The 16,393-nt window shown below is 58.5% G+C and carries 11 protein-coding genes; 7 read left to right on the top strand and 4 right to left on the bottom strand.

Annotated elements, in window-relative coordinates:
- The first annotated feature begins 17 nt into the window (after positions 1-17).
- Entirely contained in the window at positions 18-2,393 is a 2,376-nt protein-coding gene (locus tag ACIPIN_RS02615; RefSeq protein WP_401114880.1) for an RND family transporter, read from the top strand.
- A gap of 70 nt (positions 2,394-2,463) precedes the next feature.
- Here ACIPIN_RS02615 and ACIPIN_RS02610 read toward each other — a convergent pair whose 3' ends face one another.
- Positions 2,464-7,305 carry a dermonecrotic toxin domain-containing protein gene (locus ACIPIN_RS02610; protein ID WP_401114877.1) on the bottom strand — a complete coding sequence of 1,614 codons (4,842 nt, stop codon included), beginning with the start codon at positions 7,303-7,305 and terminating at the stop codon, positions 2,464-2,466.
- A 197-nt stretch (positions 7,306-7,502) separates the two neighbouring features.
- Here ACIPIN_RS02610 and ACIPIN_RS02605 point away from each other — a divergent pair, with 197 nt between their 5' ends.
- The 6 genes from ACIPIN_RS02605 to ACIPIN_RS02580 all read left to right on the top strand — a co-directional run bounded on the left by ACIPIN_RS02605 (position 7,503) and on the right by ACIPIN_RS02580 (position 10,217).
- Positions 7,503-7,799, top strand: coding sequence for a DUF5629 family protein (locus ACIPIN_RS02605; RefSeq protein ID WP_401114874.1), 297 nt, complete (start codon positions 7,503-7,505; stop codon positions 7,797-7,799).
- Positions 7,792-8,961 carry a lactonase family protein gene (locus tag ACIPIN_RS02600; protein WP_401114871.1) on the top strand — a complete coding sequence of 390 codons (1,170 nt, stop codon included), beginning with the start codon at positions 7,792-7,794 and terminating at the stop codon, positions 8,959-8,961. The genes ACIPIN_RS02605 and ACIPIN_RS02600 overlap by 8 nt, the downstream gene beginning before the upstream one ends.
- 158 nt (positions 8,962-9,119) lie before the next feature.
- The gene (locus tag ACIPIN_RS02595; protein WP_401114868.1) at positions 9,120-9,299 is read left to right on the top strand and encodes a hypothetical protein; all 180 of its coding nucleotides are present in this window, start codon (positions 9,120-9,122) and stop codon (positions 9,297-9,299) included.
- Positions 9,300-9,509: 210 nt separating this feature from the next.
- On the top strand, positions 9,510-9,635 hold the full coding sequence (locus tag ACIPIN_RS02590) for a hypothetical protein (protein ID WP_401114866.1): 126 nt from the start codon (positions 9,510-9,512) through the stop codon (positions 9,633-9,635).
- A gap of 115 nt (positions 9,636-9,750) precedes the next feature.
- Positions 9,751-9,963 (top strand): hypothetical protein, encoded by a 213-nt coding sequence (locus ACIPIN_RS02585; protein ID WP_401114863.1) that lies wholly within the window; start codon positions 9,751-9,753, stop codon positions 9,961-9,963.
- Positions 9,960-10,217 carry a hypothetical protein gene (locus ACIPIN_RS02580; RefSeq protein WP_401114861.1) on the top strand — a complete coding sequence of 86 codons (258 nt, stop codon included), beginning with the start codon at positions 9,960-9,962 and terminating at the stop codon, positions 10,215-10,217. Before ACIPIN_RS02585 ends, ACIPIN_RS02580 begins: the two co-directional genes overlap by 4 nt.
- Before the next feature lie 545 nt (positions 10,218-10,762).
- On the opposite strand, the gene ACIPIN_RS02575 is transcribed toward ACIPIN_RS02580, so the two are convergent.
- The 3 genes from ACIPIN_RS02575 to ACIPIN_RS02565 are packed head-to-tail and all read right to left on the bottom strand — an operon-like array spanning position 10,763 to position 16,244.
- Positions 10,763-11,368, bottom strand: a complete 606-nt coding sequence (locus ACIPIN_RS02575; RefSeq protein WP_401114858.1) for a glutathione S-transferase — start codon at positions 11,366-11,368, stop codon at positions 10,763-10,765.
- Positions 11,365-15,006: an AAA family ATPase gene (locus ACIPIN_RS02570; RefSeq protein ID WP_401114855.1), complete on the bottom strand. Its 3,642-nt coding sequence runs from the start codon at positions 15,004-15,006 to the stop codon at positions 11,365-11,367. The genes ACIPIN_RS02575 and ACIPIN_RS02570 overlap by 4 nt, the downstream gene beginning before the upstream one ends.
- Positions 15,003-16,244 (bottom strand): exonuclease SbcCD subunit D C-terminal domain-containing protein, encoded by a 1,242-nt coding sequence (locus ACIPIN_RS02565; RefSeq protein ID WP_401114852.1) that lies wholly within the window; start codon positions 16,242-16,244, stop codon positions 15,003-15,005. Before ACIPIN_RS02565 ends, ACIPIN_RS02570 begins: the two co-directional genes overlap by 4 nt.
- Between the last annotated feature and the right edge of the window lie 149 nt (positions 16,245-16,393).

Below are 16,393 nucleotides of genomic sequence, written 5' to 3'. Positions count from 1 at the left end.
GCGGAGATATGACATCCATGAGCAGTCATCATCAGGACAAGGCGACGTTTCTCGAGCGCCTGATTTTCAACAACCGCCCGGCAGTGATCGTCATCTGCCTGCTGGTCAGCGTTTTCCTGTTCTGGCAGGCGACGCTGATTCGCCCGTCCACCAGCTTCGAAAAAATGATCCCGCTCAAGCATCCTTTCATTGAAAAGATGATGGAGCATCGCAACGACCTGGCCAACCTCGGCAATACCGTGCGTATTTCCGTGGAAGCCACCAATGGCGACATCTTCTCCAAGGAGTACATGGAGACCCTGCGCCAGATCAACGACGAGGTGTTCTACATCTCTGGTGTTGACCGTTCCGGCCTCAAGTCGCTGTGGAGTCCGAGCGTGCGCTGGACCGAAGTGACCGAGGAAGGTTTTGCCGGCGGTGAAGTGATTCCCCAGAGCTACAACGGCTCGGCCGACAGCCTCGATCTGCTGCGTAACAACGTGCTCAAGTCCGGCCAGGTGGGACGACTGGTGTCCAACGACTTCAAGTCGAGCATCGTCGATATTCCGCTGCTGGAGTCCTACCCGGACCCGCAGGACCAGGGCAAATTGCTGGCGCTGGACTACCAGAAGTTCTCCCATGAACTTGAAGACAAGATCCGCAACAAGTTCGAAAAGCAGAACCCCAACGTACAGATTCACATTGTCGGTTTCGCCAAGAAGGTCGGTGACCTGATTGACGGTCTGATCATGGTGGTGATGTTCTTCGGTGTGGCTTTCGTCATCACCCTGATCCTGTTGTTGTGGTTCACCAACTGCCTGCGCAGCACCGTGGCAGTTTTGAGTACCACCCTGGTGGCGGTGGTCTGGCAGCTCGGGTTGATGCACGCCTTCGGCTTTGGTCTGGACCCGTACTCGATGCTGGTACCGTTCCTGATTTTCGCCATCGGTATTTCCCACGGCGTGCAGAAGATCAACGGGATTGCCTTGCAGTCCAGCGATGCGGACAACGCTTTGACCGCCGCCCGGCGCACGTTCCGTCAGCTGTTCCTGCCGGGGATGATTGCGATCCTCGCGGATGCGGTGGGTTTCATTACCTTGCTGATCATCGATATCGGGGTAATCCGTGAGCTGGCCATCGGTGCGTCCATCGGCGTGGCGGTGATCGTGTTCACCAACCTGATCCTGCTGCCGGTAGCGATTTCCTACGTTGGCATCAGCAAACGTGCGGTCGAGCGCAGCAAGAAAGATGCAGTCCGTGAGCATAGGTTCTGGCGCCTGCTGTCGAACTTTGCCAGCTCGAAAGTGGCACCCGTCTCGATCCTCCTCGCGCTGGTCGCCTTCGGTGGCGGTCTCTGGTACAGCCAGAACCTGAAAATCGGTGACCTTGACCAAGGTGCGCCGGAGTTGCGCCCGGATTCGCGCTACAACCAGGACAACAACTTCATCATCAGTAACTACTCCACCAGTTCTGATGTGTTGGTGGTGATGGTCAAGACCAAGGCGGAAGGCTGCTCGCGTTATGAAGCCATGGCGCCGATCGATGAGCTGATGTGGAAGATGCAGAACACCGAGGGCGTGCAATCGGCGATTTCCCTGGTGACTGTCTCCAAGCAGATGATCAAGGGCATGAACGAGGGCAACCTGAAGTGGGAAACCCTGTCGCGTAACCCGGACGTGTTGAACAACTCCATCGCCCGTGCCGATGGCCTGTACAACAACAGCTGCTCTCTGGCACCGGTGCTGGTGTTCCTCAACGACCACAAGGCCGAGACCCTCGACCGTGCGGTGCGTGCGGTGCAGGAATTCGCCAAGGAAAACAACAAGGACGGCCTGGAGTTCATCCTTGCCGCCGGTAACGCCGGGATTGAAGCGGCCACCAACGAGGTGATCAAGGAATCGGAACTGACCATTCTGGTTCTGGTGTACATCTGCGTGGCCACCATGTGCATGATCACCTTCCGTTCCTGGGCGGCAACCTTGTGCATCGTGCTGCCGCTGGTACTGACCTCGGTGCTCGGCAACGCGCTGATGGCGTTCATGGGCATCGGCGTGAAAGTCGCGACCTTGCCAGTAGTGGCGCTCGGGGTGGGGATTGGCGTGGACTACGGTATCTACATCTACAGCCGCCTCGAAAGCTTCCTGCGTGCCGGCCTGCCGTTGCAAGAGGCCTACTACCAGACGCTCAAGTCCACGGGTAAAGCGGTGCTGTTCACGGGTCTGTGCCTGGCCATTGGCGTGTGCACCTGGATCTTCTCGGCGATCAAGTTCCAGGCTGACATGGGGCTGATGCTGACGTTCATGCTGCTCTGGAACATGTTCGGCGCGTTGTGGCTGTTGCCGGCGCTGGCACGCTTCCTGATCAAACCCGAGAAACTGGCCGGACAGAAGGGTAATTCGTTGTTTGCTCACTGATCGCCGAACCGCGAATGAAAAGCCGCAGCCCCAGCTGCGGCTTTTCATTTGGCCCTGATCAGGCGGACCTTCAATCGTAGAAGAACAGCTTTTTAGCCATGGCCGGCGATATTTTGCTTCGCCAGATGCGGGTGATTTCGCGGTTGTTTTTTGCCTGGCTCAATTGCGCCTTGAAGCCGGCAAAGCGTTGGTCAGGCCTCTTCAAGTGTCCAGCGGTGTAGGCATCGGTTGGACCGTCGATACGTGTGTAGTGGAAATGCGCGTACCACAGCACTTCCCTTGAGTGTTTGTCCTTGATGGCAAACTCTGTCAGAAAGTCCTTGGCCTGGGTCGGCTTGCGCGAGTTGACTGGTTCAATGTCGATGGCATGGTGTGTCCAGAGGTAATCGACTTTTTCGGGAGTAGGGGACTGCAATTTGTAACCCGCTATCCGGTAATCCCGGCCTTTTGTGCGCATGGCCTGGGCCGCGCTTGCAAGCTCGCCGAGCAACGCGGTCTTCTGCGACGAAGACCCTGGCGTTTTCTGGAGTTCGGTCACCAGGCCTTCCAGGTCCCCCGCACTTTGGACCAGCATCGTTTCCCAGTCGGCGGGGGTCTTTTCTTCGCGCAGCACTGGGTCTCGCAGCGCCTGAGCCATTTCTCGGTCAATCAAGGCCTCTAACTTGATTCGTTGAGCCAGCAGCTTGTTACCGGCTTCCACGATGACGTTCTCTGAGCGAGTGACCGCGACCGGTTGCCGTGGTTGCTCAATTATCTGGACATACACATCTTCCTCGGCATGTTTGTGGTAACGCGAAACTGTCTGGTTATTGAACGGGTTGTGTACCTCCATGACTTCACCTTCACCTTCATGACGTGATGCCTGTAGCTCTCCGATGAGGGTGCCATGGTTGCGAGTCTTGAATACCCGTTTGACGGTGGATTGGGGTCTGGTCTGCCTGGTTCGCGGGGTGGCTATCGGCAGGTCTTCCTGCCTGAGAATCAACTCGGCCAGATCGGACTCCGCACCTTGTCGTAGCAGTCTGAGGTCGTCGATAAAGCGTTGAAAATAGACGGGGCGGCTGAAGGAGGGGGCGATTTCTTTGAGGACCAGGCTGGCATCTTCGGCTTTTTGATAGCGATGGATGATGGTTTCCAGCACTGCCTGGCGCTGTTGGAACGTGAAGCTCTCGTCAGTGCGCAACGTAAAATGAGCAGAGGCTGTGTCCCTCAGTGCCTCCAGAGGCGCTTGCGTGGAGTCAAGTTCCTTGAACGCCAGCGGAACTGGAACATTACGGTCGACACTCAGTTCGCGCAAGTAATCCAGGTTTTGCAGTTTGAGATCGAACTCGTTGAGTACCTGCGAGCTGCTCGTAGCTTTCAGCAGGTCATGGTGCTCTCTTGCTCCGGCAGCCGAGTCCGCCTGCATTTCATTGAGGGTTGATTCAAAGCGCCGGGACCATTCGCGAATATGCTCCTCAAAGACATCATCGGCCTCCAGTGCCCGGATGTAGGTTTGATAGGACCGTAGTTCGCCAGCGCCAAGGTCCGTTTCAACCCGCTTTGCCAGATCGTCGAAAGGCTCGCCTTCCGTGAGTTCGGTCAGATACTCAATGCTCAGATTGAGCGCACTGTTTTGAACGATAAGGTGTGTCGAGGCGATCGCAGCAAAGAGCTTTGCTCGCTCTACGGTGGGGCTATTCGTCTTGTCGAACTCGTTCTCCCTGCGGCTGAAATCAATCAGTTGACGTCGTGTCTGCTCCAGTTGGCTGACGCGGGCCTGCAACGTTTCCAGTGTGCTCAACGTTGTTGACCAAGCGTTTGCAGTCTTCTCCAGCTCCGTGGCACGCCGGGAGAGCAGAGCAGGTTTTTGCCTCGCGTCGGCGCGTTCAAGAAGCGTCCATATCAGTTCCAGTGTCTTGATGTGTTGCGCATAGCCATTCCGGGCAATTGCAAACTGTTGCATGGCCTGTTGGTACCTTTCGACCTCGTCGATTTGCACCCCTTGTGCAGGTTGTTTTTCAAGGTACAGCTCTTCAAGTTTTCTAAGGTTTTCTTCCTGTTTGGCGGCAATTCTTTTTTTGGGGCCTCCACCCAGCAGCTTGAGCCCCCGATCCAGCGTCCAATGACCTCGGCCATCGGTTTTTAATTTGAACCCCGGGTGGTCGGGTTTCCGTGGGTGTATCACGTAGACTTCACCGAAACCGGGAGCGATCGCTGCCCGGAAAAGCAGCCCCGCGATCGAGGCATGCCATTGGTGGCCTATTTTATAAAGACCCTTGTAGGGGCCTATCGCGATGGGCTCTGGAAGTTCCTTCGGCCACTGGACGTTATAGGCTCGCAGTTTCTCCAGCAGGCGCGTGGCCGATGAGTCACGTGCCACTGACTTATCGAAATCCAGCAGTGTTTTGCCACCTCCCGGGGGTTCGGAAGGCAGTCCGATGGCGCTCTGCCTGACAAGGCTGGTGTCGCTGAACGGCCTGTTCACGGAGCGGCGCATGCTTTGCAGGGTTACCTGGTTTTTTTCCAGCCCTTCAAGGGTAATGGGCTCGGCTCGTGACTCGGGCTTTTGGGCGCCGTGCAACAGCAGCAGGGCGATGTTCATCAGAAGATCGAACCAGGCGCTTTCCCGTGCAGTCGGGTTTTGGCTGTCGAGTTCAGCAATGTTATCGATCAGGCTGCTGGTCATCGAGATCATCCAGCCGGCCATCATGATCGGGCTGCTGATCGGCAGGGCCAGCAGGGTGTTGAACAATGTCCAGCCACCCTCCATCAGGATCGCCCAGCGACTTTCAGCACTGGAAACTGAATTGCGGTCACCCTGATCGACCAAGGCACGGGCTTCGCAGCCAAACAAGTACTGCGCCAGTGCGCCGTGCTGCAGTGATAGCAGCAACTCGTCCGCGCCCTCAGCGTTGGCCAGTGTCGCGGCCTTGGGTTTTTCAGGCATGCCGAAGGGGTCGAGCTGAGTGAAATGAACAATGTGCGGCTCGTTGAATCCGCCGTGATCGTAAATCGGCCGCGCCGGTTCAGGCAGCCAGTCCAGGACGCTGGTTTGTATCGCGCCGGCCACTGCGATAGCGGCGAATAGCGCCTCGCGTGTCGGGTACTCGTGAAGTGAATCCTTGTAGATGGGGCGATACAGAATGTGTGGGCCGACGCTGTTGTCTCTGGGTTCGATCACAAACATGTTGATGGCCACGTCGGCGGGTGCCCCGGCTTTCCTGAGGAACGCCAGTGGCCGGATCACCACTTCTTGGCCATTGACCACACGATCGGCATAAGTCGTGTGCATCAGAGCGGTGATGAACTGATAGCCGCGTTGGGTGAGACCATATTCGCCCTTGATGACATGCTCCAGCGCTTGCATCGGCAAAGCGACGCGCAGTTCGGCGGCATACAGGCGTTGGCGTTTTTGGGCATCGTCGGTGTCACCGAGCAACAGGTCCTTGATCCGTTGCGGGTAGGTTCTGCCGACGTCTACCTGGGTAATCAGGTCAAACAGGTACTGCGACGTGACCCAGTCCTGCAAGGCCGGCCCGTCCGTCGTGCGCAGGGTCATTCGGCCTTTGGGTCTGCCGGAAAGGTTTTTCAGTGCCAGATCGGTCAAGGTCATCTTGACCGGTTGGATATACCCGCTACCCAGATCGCCAACAGGCACATGAAACGTCAGTTCAAGTTCGTCAGCGTTGTAGGCCGGTGCCAGAGGCTGGTCCTTGAGCATCTGTTGTTGCAGGGCGTTGACGGTAAATACCCGGATGTCATCGATGTCGTCAGTCCATGACTTGCCCTCTGCGGCTTGATTGAGACTCGCCAGTTCCAGGGTGTGTTTGCGGTAAGCCAACTGATCGGCAGCAGAGGCGCGCTTCAACCACTCAGGCAGCACGGTTTGTACGAGCCTTAACGAACCGGGGCTGGGGCTCGACGTTGCGGTACTGCAAAACAACGGGGCGAGATCAGTCAGCCAATTGAAGCGATGCTCCAGCTCGCTTTTGCTCACGCGCGCGGGCAACCTGAAGGCCGCAAGATCCTCCAGTTGCTGGTTGAGCAACAGGGCGGCCTGAATGTCGAAAACGTTACCGTCGGGCTCGTAGCGTTTCCAGGTGGTGGACTCGACGTCGAACCGTTGCCCGATGCTTTTTCCCCAGGCCTCGCCGAAAGCGTCCATGGAAGTGTAGGACTCGATGGCCCCGTTGGCAGTGCACAGCAGCACCCGCTGACCTCGTACCACGAGTATCGCCGAGGCCTGAAAGGTCGCGGACAGTTGGCCTTTTGTCACGATGGTTTCAAGGCAGTAGGTGTGTATCGCGCCGTGAGGGCTGTTCAAGCCGGCGCGTTCCTCAGCACGGGGATGGTCGACCAACCCGGTGAGCATTTCACGTCGTTCAGGATCATCTTCCGAATGCTGGAGGCTTGCGGTACGCAGTGAGTTGCGCAGCATTTCTCCCAGCCACTGCCAGTGGCTGACTCCAGTGTCGGCGGCAGCGTTCCAGTAATCGGTCAACGCCTGCTGGAAGCCGATGTGAACAATAGAGGGCAGCGCCAGAAGGATTGTTTCGATGAACTGCATGTCGGGTGTCAGCGCACGATTATATTCATCGATGGAAAGGTAGCGCACACGCGTCCCGCGTTTGCTGACGAGGTGACTGGCGCGGTCGCCCACTGTCTTTGAAAAATCGGCAGCGTCGCCGCCGGCCATGTAATTGAGTGCGACATCAATCAGCGGATTGAGGTCATAGCCTTGCAGGGCATTGGGTGTAGCGACACTGATCAGTGCGATATCGGTGTCCAGTGGTGCGGTTTTCTCGGTAATCAGATCCCCCAGCATTTGCGCTACGACCGAGCGCAACGTCGGTCGAGTGGCGAATTGCGCCTGAATGGCGCGTGCCTGGATATCGACGTAGCTGGATGAGGAGGGTGAGTCGGTCTGCATTGGGAACATCCTTATTCATGAAGGAGAAGTACCCGCCACCCGCGGTCGCTGGCGCTGCAGGTATCAATCCGGGTTGCCAAAAATACGCTTCCCGCCTGGCCGCTATGCGGTACAGGGTTACCACCTGTGCAGGCCCATTTAGGTATGACCTGCAAACTGGCCTATCATTAGCGCTTTCCAACTGATGATTGATCTCCATGACTGCCGTTACCGACACCTTGCTGACCTCTCTTGAAACCTGCGACATGCTGGAAATCGATGGGCTGCACGCCTTTGATTTCTCGCTGGATGAGGATGATCAATTGCACATCGAGTGCATGGACGGCCGTGCCGCCAAACACTGGGTGTTCAGCCTGGCTCAGGTACAAGCCGCGACCTTCGATCAAACCCTGCAGAGCTGGACCATCACCGGTGATTCCGGCGAGCACCGTCTGGTGTGCATGAGCGCCTTCGGCGGTGGTGACGAAGGGGACGACGAGCTTGAGGATGCGTAACTTCTGGCCACTGTTGATGGCCGGCAGCGTCGGCGCGATGGGGGTGCAGGCCGCTCCCGCCGACATCCATGAGCTGTTGATCGGCACCTACACCCAGGGCCAGAGCCAGGGGATCTACCGACTCCAGTTTGACAGCCAAAGCGGTCAACTCGATGCCACGCCGTTGCAGGTGGTGAAGAGCGCCAACCCGTCGTGGTTGACCTTGTCCAGCGACCAGCGTCGACTGTTTGTGGTCAACGAGAACGGTCCAGGGCAAGCGGATCCGGTGGGGCGCGTCAGCAGCTTTGACGTCGAGCCGAAAACCCACCAGCTGAGCCTGATCAGTCAGGTGCAGAGCCTGGGCAACGAGCCGACCCATTCCAGTCTGAGCGTTGACGGCAAGCACCTGTTTGTCAGTAATTATTCAGTGGCCGAAGATCCGGGCGGCAGCCTGGCGGTGTTGCCGGTGAGTACGGATGGCAAGCTGGCGCCTCCGATCCAGCTGAGCAGCCATCCGTCGAGCCGGGTCAATCCCGAGCGGCAGATGTCGGCTCACGTGCATTCGACGGTGTCCTCGCCGGACGGCCAGTTTGTATTCAGCAATGACTTGGGGGCGGACAAGATCTTTGTCTACCGCTATGACCCCAAGGCTAATCCGGAACGACCGCTGACCGCCGCCACGCCAGCGTCGATCCAGTTGCCGCCCGGCAGCGGACCGAGGCATTTGCTGTTCAGTGGTGACGGCAAGCACGCTTACCTGACCATGGAAATGAGCGCGCAGGTCGTAGTCTTCGATTACCAGGCTGGCAAGTTGACCCTGCGCCAGATGGTAGACCTGGCGGCTGGCCAACCCCAGGCGCAGAAAGCTGCCGCTGCGCTGCACGCGTCGCTGGATGGCAAGTTCCTCTACGTCAGCAACCGTGGCACCGCCAACGAGTTGCTGGTGTTCGCCATCGATCCGGTCAGTGGTGAGCTCAAGGAGCTTCAACGGCGCTCGGTGGAGGGCAATCACCCGCGTGAGTTCAGCCTCGATCCGAGCGGCAAGTTCGTGCTGATCGCCAACCAGAAGAGCAACCAGATCGTCATCATCGAGCGTGATGTGAAGACTGGTTTACTGGGCAAAACCGTGCAAAAACTGCCGTTCGATGCACCCAGCGACATCCGGTTCTTCCTGCGTCAATAAGCCGCAGGCCCCGTACGTCGGGGCCTGCGCGGTTCTATTAATCTGAGTGATATCCGCTACTGCTACAAAAGATTTCAAGAGCGTCAACCCTCGGGCGTAAGTTTGCTTCACGGCCTAAACAGGCAAGCAAGCCAACTGAATCTACGAGGGTTACCGCCATGAACTTCAATCTCTTCTCCGTGATCGCTGCTTCCGCCATCTCAGCCACCGTTGCTCTGCCAGCCAGTGCCAGTGTCGAGATCAACTCGAAAAAATCCGGCACCCAGGCCTACACCCAGAAATACCTGCAACAAAGCGCCAATTTCTATGCCGCGCTGGATCACAAGATCCAACACTGAGATTCAAGCCCTGCCGACTTTACGCAGGAGCGAAGTCACTTGATCCGATCGGCGAGCCTTTCGCTGAAAGACCAGAGTGATGTCGCTCCTGCATAAAGCATTTGCGACTCCGCACCCCAATCAGCACAGATACCGCGTGTAATATCACATGGCCATGTGTTTAAATTTGACGCTAATTTATTGACTCAACCTTTTCCAAGGATCGACGACATGGCGATGCGTCTGGCTGTGGTGCTGCTGTTTCTCTATTCCACTCCAATTCTCTCGGCTGCCCAGCCGGTCGACGGCGAGCCTGAAGTCGCGCGCGAGCGCTTGATGAGCTTGTTGCAGGACTGAAAGACGTCGGATTTTCGATCAATTAAACTGATAGCTACTATGCATAAAGGTTGCTATTCATAGCTGGTTGTTTGATTGATTCTGTGGGCACTGAAACATGCCCACGGAGAATCCCATGGCCAGCGCAATCCTCTCTTATGCCAAACACAGCGCTTACGTTGCCATTGGTTTGTACGTGGCCATGGTTCTGGTGGTCAGCCTCTCGGCGCAATCGCAACACGTCGTTGAAGCGCCGATCCAGGTCGCTTATCCCGCCATCCAGTTTGAGCATCGCGCACAGAGTATCAGCGTTGAACACTCAGATATCGCAGGAGCGGTGGGAGCATGAAAGGGCGCAAACTCTGGGTGGTTGCCTTCCTGGCATTCATGACCAACGGATCTTCACTGCTCGGTATCGGCCAGGGCTCGGCGGGTTCGCTGGCCCGGGCCATCGAGTGCAATCACAACATCGCCCACAACATCCAGACCGCCAAGGCACTGGGCTTGCTGGCGGGTAATCCGCCCGCCAAACCCAAAGCAGTGGTTCTGGGGCCGTTTGAGATTGATTGCTCGGCGCTGAAAATGTGCAGCGTGTTGGCGTAACAATGTGGATAGACCCCCGAGCTGCCGCAGGCTGCGATTTTTTGATCCTGGCGGCCTGATAGCCGACCAATCTTCCGGAAATGTACATCAATCAAAACTGTGGGAGCGGGCTCGCTCGCGAAGGCGGCCTTATAGCCGACCAACTTCTTGCGGATGTACATATCCATTTCTGCGGTAACGGCCACTTAGGGTTCCGCTCTTACAGCGTGTCACTTTTGCAGACGCCCAAAAGTAACCAAAACGCTTCGCCCCAAGCGTACGGCACCTCGCTTAGGCTCGGCGTCCCCTCGCTCCGGCATTCATCAGGGGGCATCGCCTACGGTCTGCTTCGCGACGACCTCCTCTCGATGTATTCGGCTTCGCCGAACGGCGCTGCGCGCCTACCCCCAGATGAACGCCTCCACTCGGCCTCCCGAAGGGGCGGGTGGATCAAGATCAAAAGCGGCAGGCGAGCTAACGCTCGGCCTATAGAGTGGTGGGAGAGGGCGCGCCGCTTCATTGTCGGTGACTGATAGCCGAGCAGCCTTCGGCAGCTCCTACGAGGGTTAGGTTTTTGCCATGACGGCGCTGAACAAAGCTGACTCCAGAATCCCCTGTAACCACGCCTGAAGATGCCGATAAGGCGTCTGCGCAAACCACTCGCGGTCGACATGCGCAAACTGGCGTATGAACGGCGCCAGTGCGATGTCCGCCAGGCTCAAATGTTCGGCTACCAGATAAGCTCGCTGTTGCAGCAATTCGTCCAGTTCGCGCAAAAATACTTCGCCCGCTGTGCGGTAATGCTCCATGGGATTATCCGGGTAGCGCTCAGCGTACTTGTAGCGATTGAGGTGCAATTTGAACACCTGATCGTTTGCTTCGATCAGCGCCGCGCCACGTTGCTGCGCAGCAGGATCGTCCTTGAGCAGCCAGTCCTGCGGATCGTTCTGTTCGAGCGCCCACTGCATGATCTCCAGGCTTTCCTCGATCACCCGGCCTTCAAGGCTCAGCACCGGCACCGTGCCCTTGGCCGACAGCGCGAGCATTTCTGGCGGTTTGGCTTTGAGGCTGACTTCGACGATGTTCAGCTCCACCGCGCTGTAACGCAGCGCCATGCGTGCGCGCATGGCGTAGGGGCAACGCCGAAAGGAGTAAAGCGTTGGTGTGCTCATTTGACCTCCAGCGTGCTCAGGCCGTTGCCTTGGCGCCGAACCTGGATCTGCACTGGGATTCGCTCGTGCATCTCCTGGACGTGGGAGATAACCCCGACTTTGCGCCCTTGCGCTTGCAGGCCGTCGAGGGCGTCCATCGCCAATTGCAGCGACTCTGGATCGAGGCTGCCGAAGCCTTCATCAATGAACAGCGATTCGATTTTCAGCGTGCTCGAAGCCATCGAGGCCAGGCCCAGCGCCAGTGCCAGCGACACCAGGAAGGTTTCGCCACCCGACAGCGAATGCACCGAACGCAGTTCGTCGCCCATTTCCGTGTCCATCACCAGCAGACCGAGCATGCTGCCACCGCGCTTGAGCCGGTAGCGGCGCACCAGTTGACGCAACTGGGCGTTGGCGTGATGCACCAGTAAGTCGAGGTTGTAGGCCTGGGCGATCTTGCGGAAAGTGTCGCCCGTGGCCGAGCCGATCAGGGCATTGAGCCGCGCCCAGCGCTGCCACTCGTTGTAGGCATCGCTAATGCGTTGTGCCAGTGCCTGATTGGCGTCCTGACGGCGTTGATCTTCGGCTTGTTGCGCACGCAATTCGGCGCAGAGCTGTTCGCTGATACCGAACTGGTTTTGCAGCTCGCTGAGGGCGCTGGCCAGTTGTTCGGCGTCGAGGTTACCGTTGTGTTGCGCCTGATGGCTGTGCAAGCGCTGTTCGCGCTCATGCAGCAGTACCTTGGCTTGCTCGATGGCTTTTTCGCTGAGCTGAAGTTGTTGGCGCAACTGACTGACCTGTTCGTCGCTGAATGCCAGCAACTGCTCCAGACCACCATCGTCCAGCTCCGGATGAAGGGCACGCCAGTCGGCAACCTTGCCGCTCAGCTCATGACTTTCCGCTTCCAGGGCTTGCTGGCGTTGTTGCTCGGCCTTGAGTTCGGCGGCCAACTGAATCTGCTGGCTGCGGACCTCTTGCCCTTGCTGGCTGGCCGTTGCTTCAGCCTGTCGGGCCTGCTCGACGGCCTGATCCAGTTGCTGTTGCCACTGCTCGGCACTCGACTGGTCGCCCAGTAGTTCGGCGAGTTTCTGTTGGGCGGCGTGCTGCTGTTCGGCAAGCGAGCTGAATTGCAGCTGTGCGGCTTCCAATTGCTGCACGCGTGTCAGCTGCCGGTCCTGTTCTTTCTCCAGGTTTTGCTGGCGCTGCTGCTGTTCGCTGAGTTCTTCGCGTTGCCGCTCCAGTTGTTCCAGGCGCTGGGCAACGCGCTGATCGAGTTGCATGAAGGTCGCAGCAGGTTCGTTGCGCAAGCCTTCGAGGATAGTGGCCGGTAGAAGGCTGCTGAACGCCGCGAGCTCTTCTTCCAGGCGCAGGCGATCGTTGCTCAATTCGCACTGCTGGATCGCCACTTGCTGAGTGGCCTGTTGGCTGGCCTGGTCGGCGGCTTGCAACTGTTGCTGAAGACGTGCAGCGTCTTGCTGCAAGGTGAGCAGGGCGCTTTGTCGCTGTTCGTCCTGAGCGATGCTCTGATTCAACTGAACACTTTGCTGAGTCAGCCAGGCATCGCGTTTGCCGGCATCTTGCGCCAGTAGCTGGGCGGCCAGCGGATGAGCTTCAAGACTTGGTGTCAGGTTTTGCTGCTGGGTTGCCAGCTGTTCCTGTTGTTGCAGCAATTCCTTTTGTTGAGCAATCAGCCCGCCGACTTCGGTGCGCAGGTCAGCGAGTTTTTCCTTCAGTGCATCAACGGCTTTTTGCGCGCTGGCCTGTTCACCTTCGTCGTGACGACCCAGGCTTTGTAGCAACGCTTCAGGCTGATGATAAGGATGCTCGACGCTGCCGCAGACCGGGCACGGCTGATCGTCCTGCAACTGCCCGCGCAACTCTTCGACACTGGCACTGCGCGCCAGGCGCTGACGCTCCAGCAGTTCCTGGGTGACCTTCAGGGTTTGCTCGGCGACGGTCAACTCGGCCTTGGCCTGAACGCCTTCGCCGGTCAGGCGTTCGCGTTCTGCCTGGGCGGTTTGCAGGCGTTGTTGCAGTTCCTGCGTGCGTTTGTCCAGCTCCTGTTGACTGGCCCACAACCGCGCCAGGTCTTCGATGGCGCGTTGCTGTTTGCGGTTGTCTTGCAGCAGGCTGGCGAGGATCTGGATCTGTTCGGCAACGGCTGCCGGTTCAGCGCCGGCTTCGCTGTAGAGCAGCTCCAGATTTTTGCGTTGTGTGCTGAGTTGGGTGGCGGTGCTGGCCGCACGTTGCTCCAGCTCAAGCAGCTCGGTCTGGCCTTTTTTCAGACGATTGCCCAGCAGCATCAGTTGCTGCAATCGCTCGCGGTAGGCGTTCCAGGCAGCACTGACCGGTGCCAGTTGAGTGCTTTGTTCAAGCTGTGTAGCAATCGTTGCCAGGCGTTCGGCGACCCGTTGTTGTAGATCGAGCATTCGCGCGATGGCTTGCTGGCCTTCGGTGCTGGCCTGTTCGGCGCTGTGCTTGAGTTCGGCGCAAGCGCTGATGGCCTGGGTCAGGCGAGCGAGGCTGCTCTGTTCTTCGAAAGCCTGACGCAGCAGCGGGGCATTGCTGCTGTGTTGGTTTTGGGCCTGGCTCAGTGCGGTTTTTGCGGATTCCAGGCTGTGTTCGAGTTGCACCTGACGGTTTTGCAGCTCGCTTTGCTGTTGGCCGTGTTGCTGAATCAGCGCCGCCAATGGGCTCAGTTGCGCGCTCAGCTCGGTTTGCCGGGCAAACTGATGCCGTTGCGGTGCCAGTTGTTCCAGGCGCGCCAGGTTCAGCCGTTCGCCTGCCTCGGTGTCCCACGATTGTTGAGCCTGTTGCAGCTGTTCAGCGGCGGCCAGTTGCTGGTCCTGCAACTGGTGCAGTTCCTTGAGCCAGGTGTTCTGCAACTCAAGCTGCTTGAGCTGTGCTTGCCGGGTTTTGAGTTGTTGCTGGGCGTCGTTGAAGCGCTGATCGAGTTCAGCACGGGCCTCAGGCTCCAGGGGCGTCACGCCGCTGGCCTGGTCTTGCAGCAGCTTGTGGGCTTCGCGGGTCTCTTTGCTTTTGTCAAAGGCACGCTTGCCCAGGCGCGTGTAAAGCGCCGTGTCGGTGAGTTTTTCCAGCAGTTCGCTGCGATCGTTGTCATCGGCTTTGAGGAACGCGCTGAACTCGCTTTGGGCCAGCATCACAGCGCGGGTGAACTGTTCGAAGTTCAGGCCCAGTACGGCTTCAAGTTGAGTCTTGTATTCACCTTTCTGGCTGGCCAGCAGTTGATCGGTATCGAGGTCGCGCAGGCTTTGGCGGCTGGCTTGCAGCTTGCCGTTGGCTTTTTCGCGGGCGCGGTTGGCTTCCCAGCGCGCCCGGTAGCGACGGCCGTCGATGCCGAGGAAGTCGACCTCGGCGTAGCCGTCACCGGTGCCGCGTCGCAGCAGGGTGCGCGGGTCGCCGGTGGCGATCTCGCCATCCGCGTCCGGAACTTTGGCGTCACGCCCGGTGTTGTTGAGGCGTGGCACCGCGCCAAACAGCGCCAGGCACAGCGCATCGAGCAAGGTACTTTTACCGGCGCCGGTCGGCCCGGTAATCGCGAACAGACCGGCGCTGGCCAGTGGTTCAGCGGTAAAGTCAATTTCAAACGGCCCTGCCAGCGAGGCGAGATTTTTCAGGCGGATCGCGAGAATCTTCATGGCTGTTCGCTCTCCTGCTGAACGTCCTGCAGCAGCACCGCAAAGTCCTTGAGGGTCTGTTCGTCGACTGCGCTGCCGTAGCTGTCCAGCCAGGCGCGGCTGAACAATTCCTGTGGTGTGAGCTGATCCAGCTCGATCAACTGGCCGTTATCGTCAGCGCCGTCTCGGCTGCCGGAGCCTGCATATTCAGCTGCGATCCGCACCAGCCGCACGGCTTTGCCTTGCAGGACGGTTTCGATCTGCTGACGCAGGTCCGGCTGCGGTTCATCGAGGCGTACACGGACTTCGAGCCACGGCTGGCGCTGGAGGTCGGCCAGCAGATCGATGTTCGGCAGGTCCGCCAGTTGGCTGAGGATATCGGCCAAAGGCGCTGGCCCTGAGCGTTGCAGGTGAACCGAACGAGGGATAAGGCGCGGCTCGACACTGATAAGGGTTTCACCGTCGAGTTTGATATCGAGGATTTGGTGCGGGTAATTGATCTCGGAAAACGACAGCGGAATCGGCGAGCCGCTGTAGCGAATGCGCTCCTCGCCATTGACCTTCTGCGGCTTGTGCAAATGACCGAGGGCAACGTAGCTGATGCTCGGCCCGAACAGGCTGGCGGGCAGGGCTTCGGCGTTGCCGATAATCAGACTGCGTTCGGAGTCCTCGGACACCGAACCACCGGCCATGTGCGCGTGGCTGACGGCAATCAACGCCTGGCCGGGTTGACGCTTGGCATTGGCCGCTTCAATCAGCCACTCATGCACCTGACCGATACCGCGCAGGTAGTTGTCGCCCAGATGGGCGCCGGTGACTTCGGCGGGGCGTAGAAATGGCAGCGCCAGGCACCAGCCGGCGATTTCACCCGAGGCGTCGGGCAATGGAATCAGCAAGCGTTCTGCGTCCAGTTGCCCGTCGTCGAGCCACAACACCCGGCCCAGCGCGTGAGTGCGCAAACGACGCATCAGTGGTGCGGGCAATTCGATTCGAGAGCCAGAGTCGTGGTTGCCGGCGATCATCACGATGGTCAGCGACGGCTGCTGCTCATGGGCGCTGACGATGAAGTCATACAGGCGTTCCTGAGCTTTGACCGGCGGATTGACCGTGTCGAAGATATCGCCAGCGATCAGCAGCACATCGGGCTTTTCCAGCCCAAGTTGCAGCAGCCACTCAAGGAAACAACCGTGTTCGAAGTCGCGTTCCTGGCCATGCAGGTTTTGCCCAAGGTGCCAGTCGGAGGTGTGAAACAGACGCAAGGCAAACTCCGCGAAAAATGAGGTGATGGCCGCGGGAAAAATGATCGCGGCGAAAGGGCAGAGAGTTTACTGGCAAAAGGTCGGGAATGCAGAAAGGCAGAAAAGATCGCAGCCTTCGGCAGCTCCTACGGGATGTACACCATTCCCCC

This window comes from Pseudomonas sp. NPDC087697, assembly GCF_044743155.1.
Taxonomy (GTDB): domain Bacteria; phylum Pseudomonadota; class Gammaproteobacteria; order Pseudomonadales; family Pseudomonadaceae; genus Aquipseudomonas.
This window is presented reverse-complemented; position numbering and strand designations above follow the sequence as displayed.